The sequence below is a fragment of the Nocardioides sediminis genome (assembly GCF_003047295.1).
GTDB classification, from domain to species: domain Bacteria; phylum Actinomycetota; class Actinomycetes; order Propionibacteriales; family Nocardioidaceae; genus Nocardioides; species Nocardioides sediminis.
In genome coordinates this window covers 1-15794 of sequence record NZ_PZYZ01000009.1, presented here as the reverse complement: position 1 = coordinate 15794, position 15794 = coordinate 1, and the positions used below count along the sequence as shown (strand labels likewise).

At 73.2% G+C, this 15794-nt stretch carries 14 protein-coding genes; 2 read left to right on the top strand and 12 right to left on the bottom strand.

All coding sequences use genetic code 11. The annotated features are described in order from the left end of the window. Positions 1-20: 20 nt before the first annotated feature. From xerD to DAI17_RS18465, 3 genes are all read right to left on the bottom strand, one after another. Positions 21-923, bottom strand: coding sequence for a site-specific tyrosine recombinase XerD (xerD, locus tag DAI17_RS18475; RefSeq protein WP_107774709.1), 903 nt, complete (start codon positions 921-923; stop codon positions 21-23). 41 nt (positions 924-964) lie between these two features. Next, positions 965-2080, bottom strand: a complete 1116-nt coding sequence (ald, locus tag DAI17_RS18470; RefSeq protein WP_107774708.1) for an alanine dehydrogenase — start codon at positions 2078-2080, stop codon at positions 965-967. Positions 2081-2173: 93 nt separating this feature from the next. Beyond that, complete coding sequence (locus tag DAI17_RS18465) at positions 2174-2803, bottom strand: NUDIX domain-containing protein (RefSeq protein WP_107774707.1); 630 nt, start codon at positions 2801-2803, stop codon at positions 2174-2176. A gap of 25 nt (positions 2804-2828) precedes the next feature. Here DAI17_RS18465 and pepN point away from each other — a divergent pair, with 25 nt between their 5' ends. Continuing rightward, the gene (pepN, locus tag DAI17_RS18460; RefSeq protein WP_159081636.1) at positions 2829-5276 is read left to right on the top strand and encodes an aminopeptidase N; all 2448 of its coding nucleotides are present in this window, start codon (positions 2829-2831) and stop codon (positions 5274-5276) included. Positions 5277-5286: 10 nt separating this feature from the next. Here pepN and DAI17_RS18455 read toward each other — a convergent pair whose 3' ends face one another. The 8 genes from DAI17_RS18455 to DAI17_RS18420 form a co-directional block, all read right to left on the bottom strand. Beyond that, a complete protein-coding gene (locus DAI17_RS18455; protein WP_107774705.1) occupies positions 5287-6990 on the bottom strand; it encodes a CTP synthase in 1704 nt (567 codons plus the stop codon). Positions 6991-7001: 11 nt separating this feature from the next. Continuing rightward, complete coding sequence (locus DAI17_RS18450; protein ID WP_107774704.1) at positions 7002-7880, bottom strand: copper transporter; 879 nt, start codon at positions 7878-7880, stop codon at positions 7002-7004. Beyond that, on the bottom strand, positions 7880-9079 hold the full coding sequence (gene steA / locus DAI17_RS18445; protein WP_107774703.1) for a putative cytokinetic ring protein SteA: 1200 nt from the start codon (positions 9077-9079) through the stop codon (positions 7880-7882). Before steA ends, DAI17_RS18450 begins: the two co-directional genes overlap by 1 nt. A gap of 115 nt (positions 9080-9194) precedes the next feature. Continuing rightward, positions 9195-10946 carry a DNA repair protein RecN gene (gene recN / locus DAI17_RS18440; RefSeq protein WP_107774702.1) on the bottom strand — a complete coding sequence of 584 codons (1752 nt, stop codon included), beginning with the start codon at positions 10944-10946 and terminating at the stop codon, positions 9195-9197. After that, positions 10939-11931, bottom strand: coding sequence for an NAD kinase (locus tag DAI17_RS18435; RefSeq protein ID WP_234412594.1), 993 nt, complete (start codon positions 11929-11931; stop codon positions 10939-10941). The genes recN and DAI17_RS18435 overlap by 8 nt, the downstream gene beginning before the upstream one ends. After that, entirely contained in the window at positions 11928-12767 is an 840-nt protein-coding gene (locus tag DAI17_RS18430) for a TlyA family RNA methyltransferase (protein ID WP_107774701.1), read from the bottom strand. The genes DAI17_RS18435 and DAI17_RS18430 overlap by 4 nt, the downstream gene beginning before the upstream one ends. 6 nt (positions 12768-12773) lie before the next feature. Continuing rightward, on the bottom strand, positions 12774-13034 hold the full coding sequence (locus DAI17_RS18425; RefSeq protein WP_159081635.1) for a hypothetical protein: 261 nt from the start codon (positions 13032-13034) through the stop codon (positions 12774-12776). Positions 13035-13044: 10 nt separating this feature from the next. Continuing rightward, on the bottom strand, positions 13045-14019 hold the full coding sequence (locus tag DAI17_RS18420) for an HAD-IIA family hydrolase (protein ID WP_107774699.1): 975 nt from the start codon (positions 14017-14019) through the stop codon (positions 13045-13047). A 95-nt stretch (positions 14020-14114) separates the two neighbouring features. Here DAI17_RS18420 and DAI17_RS18415 point away from each other — a divergent pair, with 95 nt between their 5' ends. After that, positions 14115-15245, top strand: coding sequence for a DUF1015 family protein (locus DAI17_RS18415; protein ID WP_107774698.1), 1131 nt, complete (start codon positions 14115-14117; stop codon positions 15243-15245). On the opposite strand, the gene DAI17_RS18410 is transcribed toward DAI17_RS18415, so the two are convergent. Beyond that, a complete protein-coding gene (locus DAI17_RS18410) occupies positions 15205-15573 on the bottom strand; it encodes a single-stranded DNA-binding protein (RefSeq protein ID WP_107774792.1) in 369 nt (122 codons plus the stop codon). The two genes, DAI17_RS18415 and DAI17_RS18410, sit on opposite strands and share 41 nt — an antisense overlap. Positions 15574-15794: the final 221 nt, after the last annotated feature.

The following is a 15794-nucleotide window of genomic DNA, read 5'->3' as shown; positions in this document are numbered from 1 at the left end:
ACCATCACGCCGGTGCCGCGTCAGTCACGGGCCCGGGGGTGCGCCGTGGCGAAGACCTCGCGGAGGTTGTCGACCGTGACCAGCGTGTAGACCTGCGTGGTCGTCACCGAGGCGTGCCCCAGCAGCTCCTGCACGACCCGCACGTCGGCGCCGCCGTCGAGCAGGTGCGTGGCGAAGGAGTGCCGCAGGGTGTGCGGGGACACGTCACGGGTCACGCCGGCGCGGTCGGCCGCCTTCACGAGCACCGCCCACGCGCTCTGCCGCGACAGCCGTCCACCCCGGGAGTTGAGGAAGAGCGCGCCGCCGGGGGTCCGGGCGGCGACCAGCTCGGGCCGGGCCCGGGTCAGGTAGGCGGCCACCGCCTCGAGGGCGTACCCGCCGACCGGCACGAGGCGCTCCTTGGAGCCCTTGCCACGCAGCAGCACCGTCCCGTCCACCGTGTCGAGGTCGTCGACGTCGAGCCCGACCGCCTCGGAGATCCGCGCCCCGGTGCCGTAGAGGACCTCCAGCAGGGCCCGGTCGCGCAGGGCCAGCGGCGTGCCCGCGGACCCGGCGGACTCGAGGATCGCCTCGACGTCCGAGAGCGGCAGCGCCTTGGGCAGCCTCTTGGCCGGGGTGGGCGGCTTGACGGCGCTCGCCGGGTCGGCGGTCGCGAGCCCGTCGCTCACCGCGAACTTGTGGAAGCCGCGGACGGCCACCACCGTGCGCGCCGCCGAGGTCGAGCTCAGCGGCGCGTGCTCGGCGTCACCCTCCCGCAGCCGGACGAGGAATCCCGACACCGTCGCCTCGCTCACCTGGTCGAGGTCGTCGATGCCCTGCTCCGCCAGGTGGGCGGCGTAGCGCCGCAGGTCGCGCCGGTACGACGAGAGGGTGTTGGCGGCCAGCCCTCGCTCGACCGAGAGGTGGTCGAGGTAGGTGCGCATCGCCCGGGTCACCCCCCCGGGCGCGCCGGGCCGGGATGCGTTCAGGGCAGCACCGACTCCGGCTCGACGGCCTCGACCCCGACGGCCTGACCGACCGGCACGTTGGTCAGGGTGCCGGCGTGGGTGTTGAGGCCCTTGAGCAGGCTGGCGTCGTCGCGGCAGGCCTGCGCCCAGCCCTTGTCGGCCAGCGCCACGGCGTAGGGCATCGTCGCGTTGGTCAGCGCGTAGGTCGAGGTGTTGGGGACGGCGCCGGGCATGTTGGCCACGCAGTAGAAGACCGACTCGTGGACGGTGTACGTCGGGTCGGCGTGGGTGGTGGGGCGGGTGTCCTCGAAGCAGCCGCCCTGGTCGACGGCGATGTCGACGAGCACCGAGCCGGGCTTCATCTGCGAGACGAGCTCGTTGCTGACGAGCTTGGGGGCGGCGGCGCCGGGGATCAGCACGGCGCCGATCACCATGTCGGCCTCCATGACCTGCTGGCGGATCGCGAGCGCCGACGACGCGAGTCCGTGGACACGGTTGTTGTAGCGCCAGAACGACATCCGCAGCTTGTCCAGGTCGGTGTCGAGCAGCGTGACGTCGGCGCCCATGCCCAGGGCGATGTTGGCGGCGTTCTGGCCCGAGACGCCGGCGCCGATGATGACGACCTTGGCGTTGGCGACCCCGCCGACGCCACCCATGAGGACGCCGCGTCCGCCCTGGGCGCGCATCAGCGAGTGGGCGCCCACCTGGGGCGCCAGGCAGCCCGCGACCTCGGACATCGGGTAGAGCAGCGGCAGGCCGCCCGAGGGCAGCTGGACGGTCTCGTAGGCGATGGCGGTGGTGCCGCGCGCCAGCAGCTCGTCGGTGAGCGGCTTGTCGGCGGCGAGGTGGAGGTAGGTGAACAGGGTCAGGTCGTCACGGAGGCGGTGGTACTCCTCGGCGACGGGCTCCTTGACCTTGAGCACCATCTCGGCGGTGCCCCACACGTCGTCCGCGGCGTCGAGCATGCGCGCGCCGGCGGCGACGTACTCCTCGTCGGGGATGTTGGACCCGAGGCCGGCACCGGCCTCGACGAAGACCTCGTGGCCGTGCTCCACCAGCTCGTGGGCGCCGACCGGCGTGAGCGCCACCCGGTACTCGTGGTTCTTGACTTCCTTGGGTACGCCGACCTTCACGTCACAACTCCTCGACCAGTCTCTGCAGGGTTCTGCACACGGTGATGCGGGTCACAGTTCGTGACAGCGGACGAACGATATCGCCCGTCCCGGTCACAACGCCTCCAACCCCCCGCGCCGCTTGAGCACGTCGTAGGCCAGCACCGCCTGCACCAGCGGTCCCTGCCGCACACGACCGTCGAGGACGGCGTCGAGCAGGTCGGCCATCGGCACCCAGAAAACCTCCATCTCGGCCTCCTCGGCGTGCATCTCGAAGTCGCCGCGGGAGGCCTCGGACAGCCCGCGCGCCAGGAAGATCTCGTGGACCTCCTCGGTGATGCCGGCGCTCGCGTACGTCGCCAGCAGCCGTTGCCACGACGTCGCGGCGAGCTCGGCCTCCTCGCGCAGCTCGCGCTTGGCGGTCTCCACGGACGGCTCGTCGTCGGCGTCGCGCAGCCCGGCGGGGAGCTCGACGAAGTCCTGCTGGTTGGCGTGGCGGTACTGGCGCAGGCACAGCACTCGCTCGTCCTCGTCGACCGCCAGCACGACCACCGCGCCCGGGTGCTCCAGGGAGAGCCTGCGGAACCGGTCGTCGGGCCGGCCCGGCCGTCCGACGACGTCCTCGCGCAGCGCCACGATCCACTCGTCGCGGTGCAGGTCGCGGGACTCGTGGACCGGCCACGAGGCAGGACGGTCGGCGAGCGGCGGCTCGGGCGCGGGGACCGGTGCTTCGTCCGAGGTCATGCCACGACGCTATACGGTCGCGTCCATGACCCTGCTGAGCCTGACCCGCGACGAGGCCGCGACCCGGTCCGCGCTGATCTCCGTCGAGCGCTACGACATCGACGTCGACATGACCGGCCTGCTGGAGGGCGACCGGTTCGCCTCCACGAGCACCGTGACCTTCACCTGCACGACGCCGGGATCCTCGACCTTCGTCGACATCGCCGCCGACGTCCTCTCGGCGACCCTCAACGGGGTCGACCTCGACGTGACCGCCGCCGCCGGTGGGCGCCTCCCGCTGCCGGACCTGGCCGGGCACAACGTGCTCGTAGTCGAGGCGGAGACGACCAACACGGCCGCGGGCGAGGGCATCCTGCGCACGGTCGACCCCACCGACAAGCTCGTCTACGTCTGGACCAGCCTGGAGACCGACGAGGCCCGCCGTCTCTGGGCCTGCTTCGACCAGCCCGACCTCAAGGCCCCGCACCGGTTCACCGTCCTCGCCCCGGCCGCCTGGACCGTGACGTCCAACTCCGGCCCCGACGCCGTCGAGGCGACCGAGCAGGACGACGTGCGGGTCTGGCGCTTCCCCGACACTCCCCCGCTGTCGACCTACGTCGTGGTCGTCAACGCCGGCCCGTTCCACGAGGTCCGGCAGCAGCACGACGGCTACGACCTCGGCTTCTACTGCCGCCAGTCGCTGCGCCCCCACCTCGAGCGCGACCTCGACGAGCTGGTCACCCTCACCCGTCAGGGGCTCGCCTTCTTCGGCGAGAAGTTCGGCGTGCCGTTCCCGCAGGAGCGCTACGACCAGGTGTTCGTGCCCAACCTCGGCGGCGCGATGGAGAACTGGGGCTGCGTCACCTACGGCGACGCGCAGCTCTTCCGCACGCCACCGACCCACCAGCAGCGCCAGGTGCGCGCGGAGTTCGTCTTCCACGAGATGGCGCACATGTGGTTCGGCGACCTGGTGACGATGCGCTGGTGGGACGACCTGTGGCTCAACGAGGCCTTCGCCTCGTGGGCGGCCAACTGGGGGCTGGCCAACGCCAGCGAGTTCACCGAGATCTGGGCGAGCTTCCTGGCGCTGTTCAAGCGCACCGCCTACGAGATGGACATGGGGCCCGCCTCCCACCCGATCCGCGGCGAGGTCCACGACGTGTCCCAGGCGATGGCCAACTTCGACGCCATCACCTACATCAAGGGCCAGAGCGTGCTCCACCAGCTGGTGGCCTTCATCGGCGAGGACGCGTTCGTCGCCGGGCTGCAGACCTACTTCTCGCGCCACTCGTGGGGCAACACCGTGCTCACCGACCTGATGACGGCCTTCGGCGAGGCCGCCGGCCGCGACCTCGACGACTGGACGCGGGCCTGGCTCGACCGGGCCGGCACCGACGTGCTCACCCTCGGCGACGGCGTCCTGGCGGCGGCGTCGCCGGACGCCGAGCCGCCGCGGCCCCACCGGGTCGACGTGGCGTCGTACGCCGTGGTCGGCGGTGGCCTGAAGTCGACCGGCACCACCCCGGTCCTGCTCACGGGCTCCGAGACCGCCCTCGACCTGCCGGAGGGCGACCTGCGGCTGGTCAACGCGGGCGACCTGACGTTCGCCGCGGTGCGGCCCGACGAGCAGTCGCGCCGCCTCATGTTCGAGCACATCGCCGAGCTCCCGGACCCGCTGTCCCGGGCCCTCGTGGTCGGCACCGCCTCCCAGCTCCTGCTGCTCGGCGAGCTCGCGCCGCGGGAGGCCGCCGGCGCGGTGACGCGGGCGCTGGCGACCGAGACCAGCCCGGCGCTGGTCGAGGCGCTGCTGGCCATGGGCATGCAGTTCGCCGACCGGTGGGCCCCCCAGGACGAGGCGCCCGCGCTCCAGGAGGCGTTCGCCGACGCCGCGATGGAGCTGGCCGGAGCGGGCGAGCACCGCCAGCCCGCGCTGCGTGCGCTGGCCGCGACCGCGTCGACCGACGCGCACTGGCGGGTGCTCGAGCAGGCGGCGTCCGAGGCCGCCGACACCGACCTCGCCTGGCGCATCGCCACCCGCCGCGCCCAGCTCGGCGAGTACGACGCCGCGGCCGTGCAGCGCCTCCTCGACTCCGACCCCGACCCCGACGCCCACACGCGTCGGCTCGCCGTGCTCGCCGCGCGACCCGACCTGGCGTCCAAGCAGGAGGTCTGGGACGCGTTCTTCGTCGACTACAGCGTCCCGGCCAGCCGCGAGACGCTGGTGCTGGGCTCGACCTTCTGGCGCCCCGGGCAGAGCGAGCTCCTGGCACCGTTCGCGATGCGCTACCTCGAGGAGCTGCGCACCCTCAAGGGCGGCCTGCTCAACCAGGGGTTGGTCATCCGCGCGATGTACCCCCTCGGCGTCGGCGACGAGACCTTCCTCGCCGCCGCGCGGGAGGCGGCCGCCGACGAGTCGCTGAGCGCCTACGCCCGCAACCAGCTGGCGTCCAACTCGTACGTCCAGGCCCGGATCCTGCAGGCCCGCCGCCTCTAGGAGTCGGCCTCTAGGAGGTGGCGACGACCTCGTCGTCGGCGTCGATCCGGCGCAGCTCCTCGTCGATGGGGAACCGCAGCTCCTTCTGCCGCTCGATGGCCGCCCCGACCAGCCCCGCGAAGAGCGGGTGCGGGCGGGTCGGCCGCGAGCGCAGCTCGGGGTGCGCCTGCGTGGCGACGTAGTAGGGGTGCACGGCGGCGGGCAGCTCGACAAACTCCACCAGGCCGTTGTCGGGGTTGGTCCCGGAGAACACCAGCCCGGCGTCCTCGAGCTGCTCGCGGTAGGCCCCGTTGAACTCGTAGCGGTGGCGGTGGCGCTCCTCGACCCGTTCGGCGCCGTACGTCGCGGCGACGACGCTGCCGGGCGTCAGCACGGCGGGCTGGAGGCCCAGGCGCATGGTGCCGCCCAGGTCGCCGGCGCCCTCGACGTACTGCTTCTGCTCCTCGATGGTGGAGATCACCGGCGCGGCGGCGTCGGGCTCGAACTCCGTCGACCCGGCGCCCTCGATGCCGGCGACGTTGCGGGCGTACTCGATGACCATGGACTGCAGGCCCAGGCACAGCCCCAGGGTCGGGATGCCGTTGGTGCGGGCGTAGGTCAGCGCGCCGAGCTTGCCCTCGAGGCCCCGGATGCCGAAGCCGCCGGGCACGCAGACGGCGTCGACGTCGTGCAGGTGCTTGTGGGCGCCCTCGTGGGTCTGGCACTCGTCCGAGGCGATCCAGCGGATGTGCACCTTGGCCTCGTGGGCGAAGCCGCCCGCCCGCAGGGCCTCGCCGACTGAGAGGTAGGCGTCGGGGAGGTCGATGTACTTGCCGACCAGCGCGATCGTCACCTCCTCCTTCGGGTGGTGCACGCGGCGGAGCAGGTCGTCCCACACGGTCCAGTCGACGTCGCGGAAGGGCAGGTCGAGGCGTCGTACGACGTAGGCGTCCAGGCCCTCGCGGTGCAGGACCTTGGGGATGTCGTAGATGGAGGGGGCGTCGGCGGCGGTGACGACGGCCTCGTCGTCGACGTCGCACATGAGAGCGATCTTGCGCTTGATGCCCTCGGGCAGCTCGCGGTCGGCGCGGCACACGATGGCGTCGGGCTGGATGCCGATCGAGCGCAGCGCGGCGACCGAGTGCTGGGTGGGCTTGGTCTTCAGCTCGCCCGACGGGCCGATGTAGGGCACCAGCGAGACGTGGATGAAGAAGCAGTTGTCCCGACCGATCTCGTGCCGGGTCTGGCGGGCCGCCTCGAGGAACGGCAGGGACTCGATGTCACCGACCGTGCCCCCGACCTCGGTGATCACCACGTCGATGTCCGGGCCGCCCATCGCGAGGATGCGGTCCTTGATCTCGTTGGTGATGTGCGGGATCACCTGGACGGTGTCCCCGAGGTAGTCGCCGCGACGCTCCTTGGCGATCACGGTCGAGTAGACCTGACCGGTCGTCACGTTGGCGATCTGGTTGAGGTTGGTGTCCAGGAAGCGCTCGTAGTGGCCGATGTCCAGGTCGGTCTCCGCGCCGTCGTCGGTCACGAAGACCTCGCCGTGCTGGAAGGGGTTCATCGTCCCCGGGTCCACGTTCAGGTAGGGATCCAGCTTCTGCATGGTCACCCGCAGCCCGCGGGACTTCAGCAGCGCTCCGAGGCTGGAGGCGGTGAGCCCCTTGCCGAGCGAGGAGGCGACGCCTCCGGTGACGAATACGTGCTTGGTCGGCGTCGGGTTCTTCACGGGGTTCTAGCCTACCCGAGAGGGACCGGACCGTCGGCACCCGACGCACCGAACGCGCCGCCCTTGGTCGTCAGCGCCCGGGCCAGCGCCAGCACCGACGTCACCTGGCCGGCGGTGGACTCCACCCCGTCGACCGTGGCGACCTCGGCGGAGACGGGCTCGGCGCGCAGCCGCCCGAGCTGCCCCTCGCCGCCGTCGGCCGTGTCGCCGGTGACCACGACGCCCGCGGCGGCACGCGCCAGCCCCGTGACGAGGCCCGCCAGGATCGCGTCGCCGCCCTCGGCGGCCGGCTCGTCGCCGAGCACGACGAGGACCAGAGGGGCGCGCCGCTCGACCCCTGCCGGGGCGCTCACCAGGTCGGCCCCCGAGAGGCTCTCCAGGATCGCCCGGCCCTTGCCGTTGGTGCCCTCACCTTCGGGCGTGGTGGTGGCGACGGCGAGGCCGAGGAGCTGCCCGATCCGGTCGTACGTCGTCGCCTCGGCGGCGATCGCGTCGCCCTGCTGGGTCATCAGCTGGCTGCCCAGGGTGTCGACCAGCGCCTTCTGGTCGGGGCCGACCATCGTCTCGGTCAGGTCGTAGCGCGCGGTCACCCCGCCGCCCGCCGCGGTGACCCGCTCGGTCAGGGCGGTCACCACCTGCTCGTCCGCTCCCGGTGCGGTCACCAGCGCCACCGATCGCTCGGCGAGCTTGCCGGAGACCAGCGTGGGCGCCACGGCACCCGTGAAGCTGTCGGTGTACGCCGCCTGCGGCGCGGCCTCCTCGGCCGCGGCGTCCACCTCGGCGGGCGCGGCGTCGGTCACGTCGGAGAGCAGCCCGCCGCCGAGGACGATGCCCACGGCGAGGGCGACGAAGACGGCGACGAGGGTCGTCAGGTGCTGGCGGAACGTCATCAACGGAACAGTCCTTGCAGGGTGTCGATCAGGTCGGTCGTGGTGGGCCCCACGGTGGCGGCCAGCGAGTCGGCCCACTCCTGGCCCACGGGGGTCACCCCGATCGCCGCTCCGAGGGCCACGAGACCGGCCACGGCGAGGGCGAGGAGGTGACGGGGGCGAACGGCGCCGTCGTAGAGCTGCGGCACGGCGGCCGCGTCGACGAGGCGCGGGCCCACCTTGAGGCGGGTCAGGTAGGTGCTGGCCAGGCCCGTGCGCCGCCGGTCGAGGAACTCGTCGAGCGTGGCGTGCATCCCCACCCCGACGATCAGGCTGGCGCGGCCGGCGTCGGCCAGCACCAGGGCGGCGTCCTCGGCGGTGGCGCCCGTCTCGAAGCGCACCGGCCGGATGCCCGAGCGGTCGAGCCGCTCGGTCGCGGCGCGGGTGGCGCCGCGCTCGACCAGGGCGACGACGTCGGTGGCGCGGCGCAGGACCGCCAGGGAGGGCAGCTCGTCGGCAGCGGCATGGACCACCACGATGTCGGGGTGGTGGCCGGCCTCGCGGAGCGCGTCGGCACCTCCGTCGACACCGACGAGGACCGGTCCCTGCTCCTTGATGAACGGCTTGATGCCGGCCAGCTCGCGTTCCCAGTCGTGACCGCGCACGACCACGACGACCGGTCGGTCGGTGAGGTCGGTGGCGGTGCGCGGGACGCCCCGGCCGTGCAGGAGCAGGTCCTGCTCGCGCCGGAGGAACTCGGTGCTGTTGTGGGTGAAGCTCTCCAGCTGGGCGCGCAGCCCCAGCCGGGCCGACTCCATCTCCTGCTCGACGAGCGCGGCGTCGACCTCGCGTCCCGCGGCGACCTGGCGGTCGTCGACGTGGAGGGTCCCCTCGTGCAGGCGGACGGTGCTGCCGTCCTTGACCGCGGCCAGCGCCTCGGGGCCGCACATGTCGACCACGACGACCCCGGCGGAGACGAGCACCTCCGGACCGAGGTTGGGATAGCGGCCCGAGATCATCGGCGACACGTTGAGGACGGCCCCGACCCCCGCGTCGACGAGCGCCTGCGCGGTCGAGCGGTCCATGTCCTGGTGGTCCACGACCGCGATGTCACCCGGGCGCACGCGGGAGAGGAGGTGGACGGTACGGCGGTCGACGCGGGCGGTGCCGGTCAGGCCCGGCAGGGCTGGCGCGGGGCGCTGGCGCGTGGAGATCCTCATGACCGACTCATGGTGTCAGCCGGACGGGGCCGCTCGCGGGACGCCGGGCGCGGCGTGTCAGCCGCCGCCGGCCCGCGCGGGCGGGTTCGCGCGGGCGCCGCCGTGACGGCGTCGGTCAGCGACCTGCCCGCGCCGGCGCGGCGGTCTCGAGCAGCTCGCGGGCGTGGGCCCGGGCGGCGTCGGACTCCTCCACACCGGCCAGCATCCGGGAGAGCTCCCTCTCCCGTGCCGCGTCGTCGAGCACCACGAGACCAGAGGTGGTGACCGAGCCGTCGCTCTCCTTGTGCACCACGACGTGGCGGTCCGCGAAGGCCGCCACCTGCGGGAGGTGGGTGACCACCAGCACCTGCGCCCGGTGGGCGAGCTGCGCAAGTCGGCGGCCGATCTCGATCGCCGCCTTGCCACCGACCCCGGCGTCGACCTCGTCGAAGACGAACGTGGGCACCGGGTTGGTGTCGGCCAGGCTCACCTCGATCGCCAGCATGACCCGGGAGAGCTCGCCGCCGGACGCGCCCTTGTGGAGCGGCCGGGGGTCGCTGCCGGTGTTGGCGGCCAGGAGCAGCTCGACCTCGTCGAGGCCGCTCGAGGTCGCCCGCAGCCAGCGGTCAGCCACGCGGAGCACGCCCGGCGTGGGATGTGCCGGCTCGGCCACCTCGTGCTGGGTCACCGAGACGGTGACCACGGCGTGCGGCATGGCGAGCTGGCCGAGCTCCTCGCCCACACGGCTCCCCAGCTCGGTGGCCGCCGCCTGCCGGGCCGCGGACAGCCGGAGCCCGACGTCGGCCAGCTCGCCGCGGACCCGTGCCTGCTCGGTGCGCAGCTGCTCGATGCGGCCGTCGGTGTCGTCGAGGTCGAGCAGGCGTCGCGATCCCAGCTCGGCCCAGGCCAGCACGTCCTCGACGGTGTCGCCGTACTTGCGGGTCAGCGCGGTAAGCGCCGCCCGCCGCTCGCTGACGGCGGCGAGCCGGGCGGGGTCGGTGTCCAGGCGCGAGGCGTACGACGCCACGTCGGCGGCGAGGTCGGACAGCAGGTAGGTCAGCTCGGCCAGCCGGTCGGCCAGCTCGCCCGCCTCGGGGTCGTGGTCGCGGACGCCCTCGAGCAGGGTGCGGGCCGCGGCCGTGGTGCCCAGCGCGTCGGGCGCGTCCTGGTCGCTGGAGAGCGCCTCGCGGGCCTGCTCGGCCGCGGTGCGCAGCGTGTCGGCGTAGCCCAGGCGGGACTCCTCGGCCGCGAGGGCGGTGTCCTCCCCCGGCTCCGGGGAGACGGCCTCGATCTCCTCGAGGCCGAAGCGGAGCAGGTCGGCCTCTTGGGCCCGCTCCCGTGCGTGGCCGACCACGTCGTCGAGCTCTCGCTCGACCGCGACCAGCTCGGCGTGCAGCCGCTGCCACTCGGCGAGCAGGTCGTCGACCGCGCCGGCGGCGAACCGGTCCAGGGCCTCGCGCTGGGCACCCGCCTGCAGCAGCCGGTGCTGGTCGGACTGGCCGTGCACCGCGACGAGCGAGCCGGTCACCTCGGCCAACCGGGACACGGGCACGGCGGCCCCGCCGACCCATGACCGTGACCGTCCCTCGGCCGCGATGTTGCGGGCGATGACCACCTGGCCGTCCTCGGTGTCGCCCCCGAGCTCGTCGACGGCCTCGCGGAACGGCACGAGCGATCGCGCGTCGACGACCCCCTCCACCCGGGCGCGGGGGGAACCCGAGCGGACGGCGCCGGTGTCGGCACGGCCGCCGAGGAGGAGGCCCAGGGCGGTGACGACCATCGTCTTGCCCGCACCGGTCTCACCGGTGATGACGGTCAGGCCAGGCCCGAGCTCGAGGGTGGAGGACTCGATGACCCCCAGCGAGCTGATCCGGATCTCCTCAAGCATCGCTGCCCACCTCCTCGAGCGGGGGCACCTCCCGGCGACGGCGCTCGGAGGCGCCGCGCCAGCCCTCGACGGGCAGGTCGAACTTGGCCACCAGACGACCGGTGAAGGGCGCCTCGTGCAGTCGCACGAGGCGCACCGGCCGCGCCCCGCGCCGGACCTCGATGCGGGCGCCGGGTGGCAGGTCGACGGTGCGGCGCCCGTCGCACCAGAGCACGCCGGAGCCCTCGGTGTTGGCCAGCACCTCGATGGCCAGGAGGCTCGTGGGCGAGACGACCATCGGGCGGGCGAAGAGCGCGTGGGCGCTGATCGGCACCATGAGCAGCGCCTCGACGTCCGGCCAGACGACCGGTCCGCCGGCGCTGAAGTTGTAGGCCGTGGAGCCCGTCGGGGTCGCGCACACCACGCCGTCGCAGCCCCACCGGGACAGGGGGCGACCGTCGATCTCCACGACGACCTCGAGCATCCGCTCCCGGGCCGCCTTCTCCACACTGGCCTCGTTGAGGGCGAAGGTCTCGGCGACGAGCTCCTTGTCGCGGTAGACGCTCACGTCGAGCGTGAGCCGCTCCTCGGTGACGTAGCGCCGGGCCACGATCGCCTCGATCGTGGACTCGACGTCGTCCTGCTCGGCCTCGGCCAGGAACCCGACGTGCCCGAGGTTGACCCCCAGGAGCGGGGTGCCGCTCGCGTGCGTGGTCTCGGCGGCACGCAGGATCGACCCGTCGCCGCCGATCACCAGGGCCAGCTCGCACCCGCGGCCGGCGTGGTCGGCGGCGTCCGCGAGCTCGATGGCCGGATCGAAGGAGCCCGTGGACAGCTCGAGGTCCTCCGCCTCCTCGGCGAGCAGCCGCACCACGATGCCGTGGTCGGTCAGGGCGCGGGCGCAGGCGCGGGCGACCTCGCGGGCATCCTCACGACCGGTGTGGGCCAGCACCAGGACACGGCGCACGCCGTCCGGGGTCGGGTCGGGGGGAGTCGGCTCGGTCACGGGTCCACCCTCTCACCAGGCACCCCCAGCGACCCGGAGCGCCGGACCTCGGCCTCGATCTCCGCTGCTCCGATAGCGGCCGGCCCCCGGCGCAGCAGGAGGAAGAACTCGACGTTGCCCGAGGGACCCGGCAGCGGACTGGTCGTCACCGCGACCGCTCCCCACCCCCGGCGCTCGGACGCCGCGGCGACCGACGTGACGGCCTCGGCGCGCAGTCCGAGGTCGCGCACCACTCCACCCTTGCCGACCCGCTCCTTGCCGACCTCGAACTGGGGCTTGACCATCAACGCCAGGGCGCCGTCGGGCGCGGTCACACCGATCAACGGGTCCAGCACGAGCTCGAGGCTGATGAACGAGAGGTCGCCCACCACCAGATCGACGGGCTCGCCCACGAGCTCGGGCGTCAGCTCACGGATGTTCGTGCGGTCGTGCACGACGACGCGGTCGTCGCTCTGCAACGACCAGGCCAGCTGGCCGTACCCGACGTCGACGGCCACCACCTCGCGGGCGCCGTTGCGGAGCAGGACGTCGGTGAAGCCGCCGGTCGACGCTCCGGCGTCGAGACAGCGTGCTCCCTCGACGACGAGGCCGTGCTCGGCGAAGGCCGCCAGCGCACCCGCCAGCTTGTGCCCGCCACGCGACACGTACTCCGGCCGGTCGGGGTCCTCGCGCACGACGATGGCGACGTCGGTGGTGACGCCGGTCGCCGGCTTGGTCGCGACCACGCCGCTGACGGTGACACGGCGCTCGGCGACGAGCTCGCTGGCATGCTCGCGCGAGCGCGCGAGGCCGCGTCGGACGAGCTCGGCGTCGAGCCGAAGTCGACGGGGAGGCATCGTCCTCTAGTCCGCCGGCGTGTCGAGGGCACGCCGGAGTCGCTCGTGGGCCTTCTCGAAGACCTCGACGTGCTCGGCGACGGGTCGGTCGGCGAGGCGGTCCAACGTGGCGAGCACGGCGTCGACCTCGCCCACCCCGGTCGCCACCTCGTCCGGACCGCCCTCGGCCTCGGTGCCCTCGAGGTCGCTGCGATCGAGGTCCTGACCCTCCAGGTCGTGACGCCCGGGGTCTGCCGATCCGGGCTCGTCGGAGTGTTGCTGGTCCATGCCGCGCACGCTACCCGTGCCGGCCGGCGCGGTGGGCGTCCGGCACCGACACGCCCTCGGTCGAGACCGGTAGCCCGGTCTGGTCGAGGTGGGTCCAGCCGGTGACCGCCACCACCCGCCAGAAGTCGGAGGCCTCCCCCGCGCCCTCCACCGCCAGGCGACCATCGACGACGCGTCCGCTCCATCCGCCCAGGGACACGGTGCCGTCGCTCGTCCCCGGGACCTCGTGGGCCTCGAACAGCCCCTCGGTGTCGGCGGCGACGAAGGTCGGCCGGAGGTCGGGTGGCGCCGCGACGAGCTCGCGCAGGTGGGTGACCCCGGTCATCACGAGGAGCGAGTCCATGCCGACGGCGTTCGCGCCCTCGATGTCGGTGTCGAGGCGGTCGCCCACCATCAGCGGACGCTCACCTCCGATGCGGCGGACGGTCTCGTCGAGGAGCGGCCGCTCCGGCTTCCCGGCCACCACCGGCTCGACCCCCGCGAAGTCGGTGATCGCCTTCACCAGCATCCCGTGGCCGGGCGCCAGCCCGTAGTCGGTCGGGATGGTCAGGTCGCCGTTGCTCGCGATGTAGGGAAGGCCGTCGCGGACGAGCGTGGCCGCGCGCATGATGTCCTTCCACAGGACGTCGGGGCCGTAGCCGCTCACCACCGCGACCACGTCGGCCGTGGGCTCGAGCACGGCCACCAGGTCCTCCTCGGCGAGAGCCGACTCGAGCCCCGGCCCGCCCAGGAGCAGCACGTGGGCACCGGGCCCGAAGCGCTCGCGCACCACCCGGGCGGCGGCCTGCGCCGAGGTCACGACGTCGGCCGCGTCGGCGTCGATGCCCAACCGGACGAGGTTGGCGGCGACCTTCTCGGGCGTGCGGGACGCGTTGTTGGTGACGAAGGCGAGGTGGACACCGGCCGCTCGCACCCTCCGGAGCCGGTCGGCGACGCCGTCGATGGCGGCACCGCTGACGTAGACCACCCCGTCGAGGTCGAACATCGCCAGGTCGTATGACCCCAGCAGGGGTCCCGGACACGCCTTGAGCACTCTCACCCTCCCACCGGCCGATCGTCCTCGGCCCCTACGATGCTTCGATGGACTTCGCCGCCACTGTGGTCACGCCGCCGTATGCCGCGAAGCCGCTGAGGCTCGTCCCCTTCTGCGGGATGACGCTCTCCCCGGCACGGGTCGGCGACCCGGCCTCGGCGCGAGCCTTCGCGCGACCCTATCGCTCGGTCGCGGGTCGTCTTCGCGAGTGGCAGCGGCGTGGGCACGTGGAGACCGACGAGACACCTGCCCTGTACCTCCACGAGTACACCGCCGGCGGCCTCACCGTCCGCGGCATCGTCGGGGCCCTCGACCTGTCCCACCGCGCGACCGGCCTCGAGGACCGCGCGGTGTGGCCGCACGAGGGAATCCACCCCGTGCAGGTCGACGAGCTGGCGGACCGGATGCTCGAGATGGCGATGAACCCCGCGCCGATCCTCCTGGTCCACGACGGCCCGGCACCGGTCCGGACGTTCGTACGCCGCCTCGCCACCACCCCACCCGACCGTGAGTTCACCGACCGGGCCGGGCAGCAGCACCGACTGTGGCGGATCGCCGACGCCGGTCACGTCGACATGATCGACGACCACCTGGCCGGCTCCTCGGCGCTGATCGCCGACGGGCACCATCGCTACGCCGCCTACCTCCGGCTCCAGCAGGAGCATCCCGGCACGGCGTGGGACACCGGGCTCGCGATGCTGGTGGACCAGGGCGACACGGGTCTCTTCCTCGGCGCGATCCACCGGACGCTGCGCACCGTGCCGCTGGACGCCCTGCTGGTCGCCGCACGCGAGGCCGGCGCCCCCACTCGTGCGCTGGGGCCGGAGGCCGCACTCGGCGCCCTCTCCCCCGGCACCCTGACGGCGACCGACGGGGCTTCCTGGGCGGCCATCGACGTCCCGGACCACGGATCGTTGCCGGTCGAGTGGTTGCACCGTGAGCTCCTGCCCGTGCTGGAGAGCGCGCAGGTCGCCTTCCACCACAGCGTGGAGGAGGCGCTCACCCTGGCCGACCCGACCAGCTGCGCGGTGCTGCTGCCCGCCCCGGACTTCGACGAGGTGGTGCGGGTGGTGAACGCAGGGCGGCTGCTCCCCGAGAAGGCCACCTCGTTCCAGCCCAAGCCCAGTCTCGGCGTGCTCATGCGGTCGCTGCACGCCGCACCCGCCGAGCGGAGCTGACCTCCACCTCCACCCGGGACGCGGCTCCGGCGGGCGTCCGGAAGAAGCGCCGCCGCATCGCGCCCTCCACCTCGACGACGTCGCCAGGCTGCCACGACGACGCCGAGCGTCGCACGCGGGCCGACGCCGTCGAGCACTCCAGCGCGTCCACCAGCTGTGCCGACCTGTGTCCAGCAGGACGTCCGACCACCACCCGGAACGTGCACAGCACGTCCCCGCTCGGCATCTCGACCTCCATGGGCGCTGCCGACAGGCGACCCACCAACCGGACGACGTTGACGTCGTCCCCTCGACCCGGATCGGGGTCGGCCACTGCACGTGCTGACATGCACATCACCTCCAGCACTCAGGCTGGAGGGAGCCACCGACAAACGGCGGAACGCGGCCGCCTGTTGTGGAGGCCAATCCCCCACACGACCCCTGTGGACGCGACGTGGTCCACGATCACGGGCCACAGGTGGGGAAATGGGAAAGAGGGGCCGCCTGGTGGCGGCCCCTCTCCCAATGTATGTCCGGCGGCGTCCTACTCTCCCACAGCCTCTCGGTTGC

Bases quoted from the DNA above. Each gene is read 5' to 3' on its own strand.
- steA (WP_107774703.1), bottom strand. From the start codon at position 9,079: ATGAGGATCTCCACGCGCCAGCGCCCCGCGCCAGCCCTGCCGGGCCTG.
- DAI17_RS18450 (WP_107774704.1), bottom strand. From the start codon at position 7,880: ATGACGTTCCGCCAGCACCTGACGACCCTCGTCGCCGTCTTCGTCGCC.
- DAI17_RS18465 (WP_107774707.1), bottom strand. From the start codon at position 2,803: ATGACCTCGGACGAAGCACCGGTCCCCGCGCCCGAGCCGCCGCTCGCC.
- xerD (WP_107774709.1), bottom strand. From the start codon at position 923: ATGCGCACCTACCTCGACCACCTCTCGGTCGAGCGAGGGCTGGCCGCC.
- DAI17_RS18425 (WP_159081635.1), bottom strand. From the start codon at position 13,034: ATGGACCAGCAACACTCCGACGAGCCCGGATCGGCAGACCCCGGGCGT.
- pepN (WP_159081636.1), top strand. From the start codon at position 2,829: ATGACCCTGCTGAGCCTGACCCGCGACGAGGCCGCGACCCGGTCCGCG.
- recN (WP_107774702.1), bottom strand. From the start codon at position 10,946: ATGCTTGAGGAGATCCGGATCAGCTCGCTGGGGGTCATCGAGTCCTCC.
- DAI17_RS18420 (WP_107774699.1), bottom strand. From the start codon at position 14,019: ATGTTCGACCTCGACGGGGTGGTCTACGTCAGCGGTGCCGCCATCGAC.
- DAI17_RS18430 (WP_107774701.1), bottom strand. From the start codon at position 12,767: ATGCCTCCCCGTCGACTTCGGCTCGACGCCGAGCTCGTCCGACGCGGC.
- DAI17_RS18410 (WP_107774792.1), bottom strand. From the start codon at position 15,573: ATGTCAGCACGTGCAGTGGCCGACCCCGATCCGGGTCGAGGGGACGAC.
- DAI17_RS18415 (WP_107774698.1), top strand. From the start codon at position 14,115: ATGGACTTCGCCGCCACTGTGGTCACGCCGCCGTATGCCGCGAAGCCG.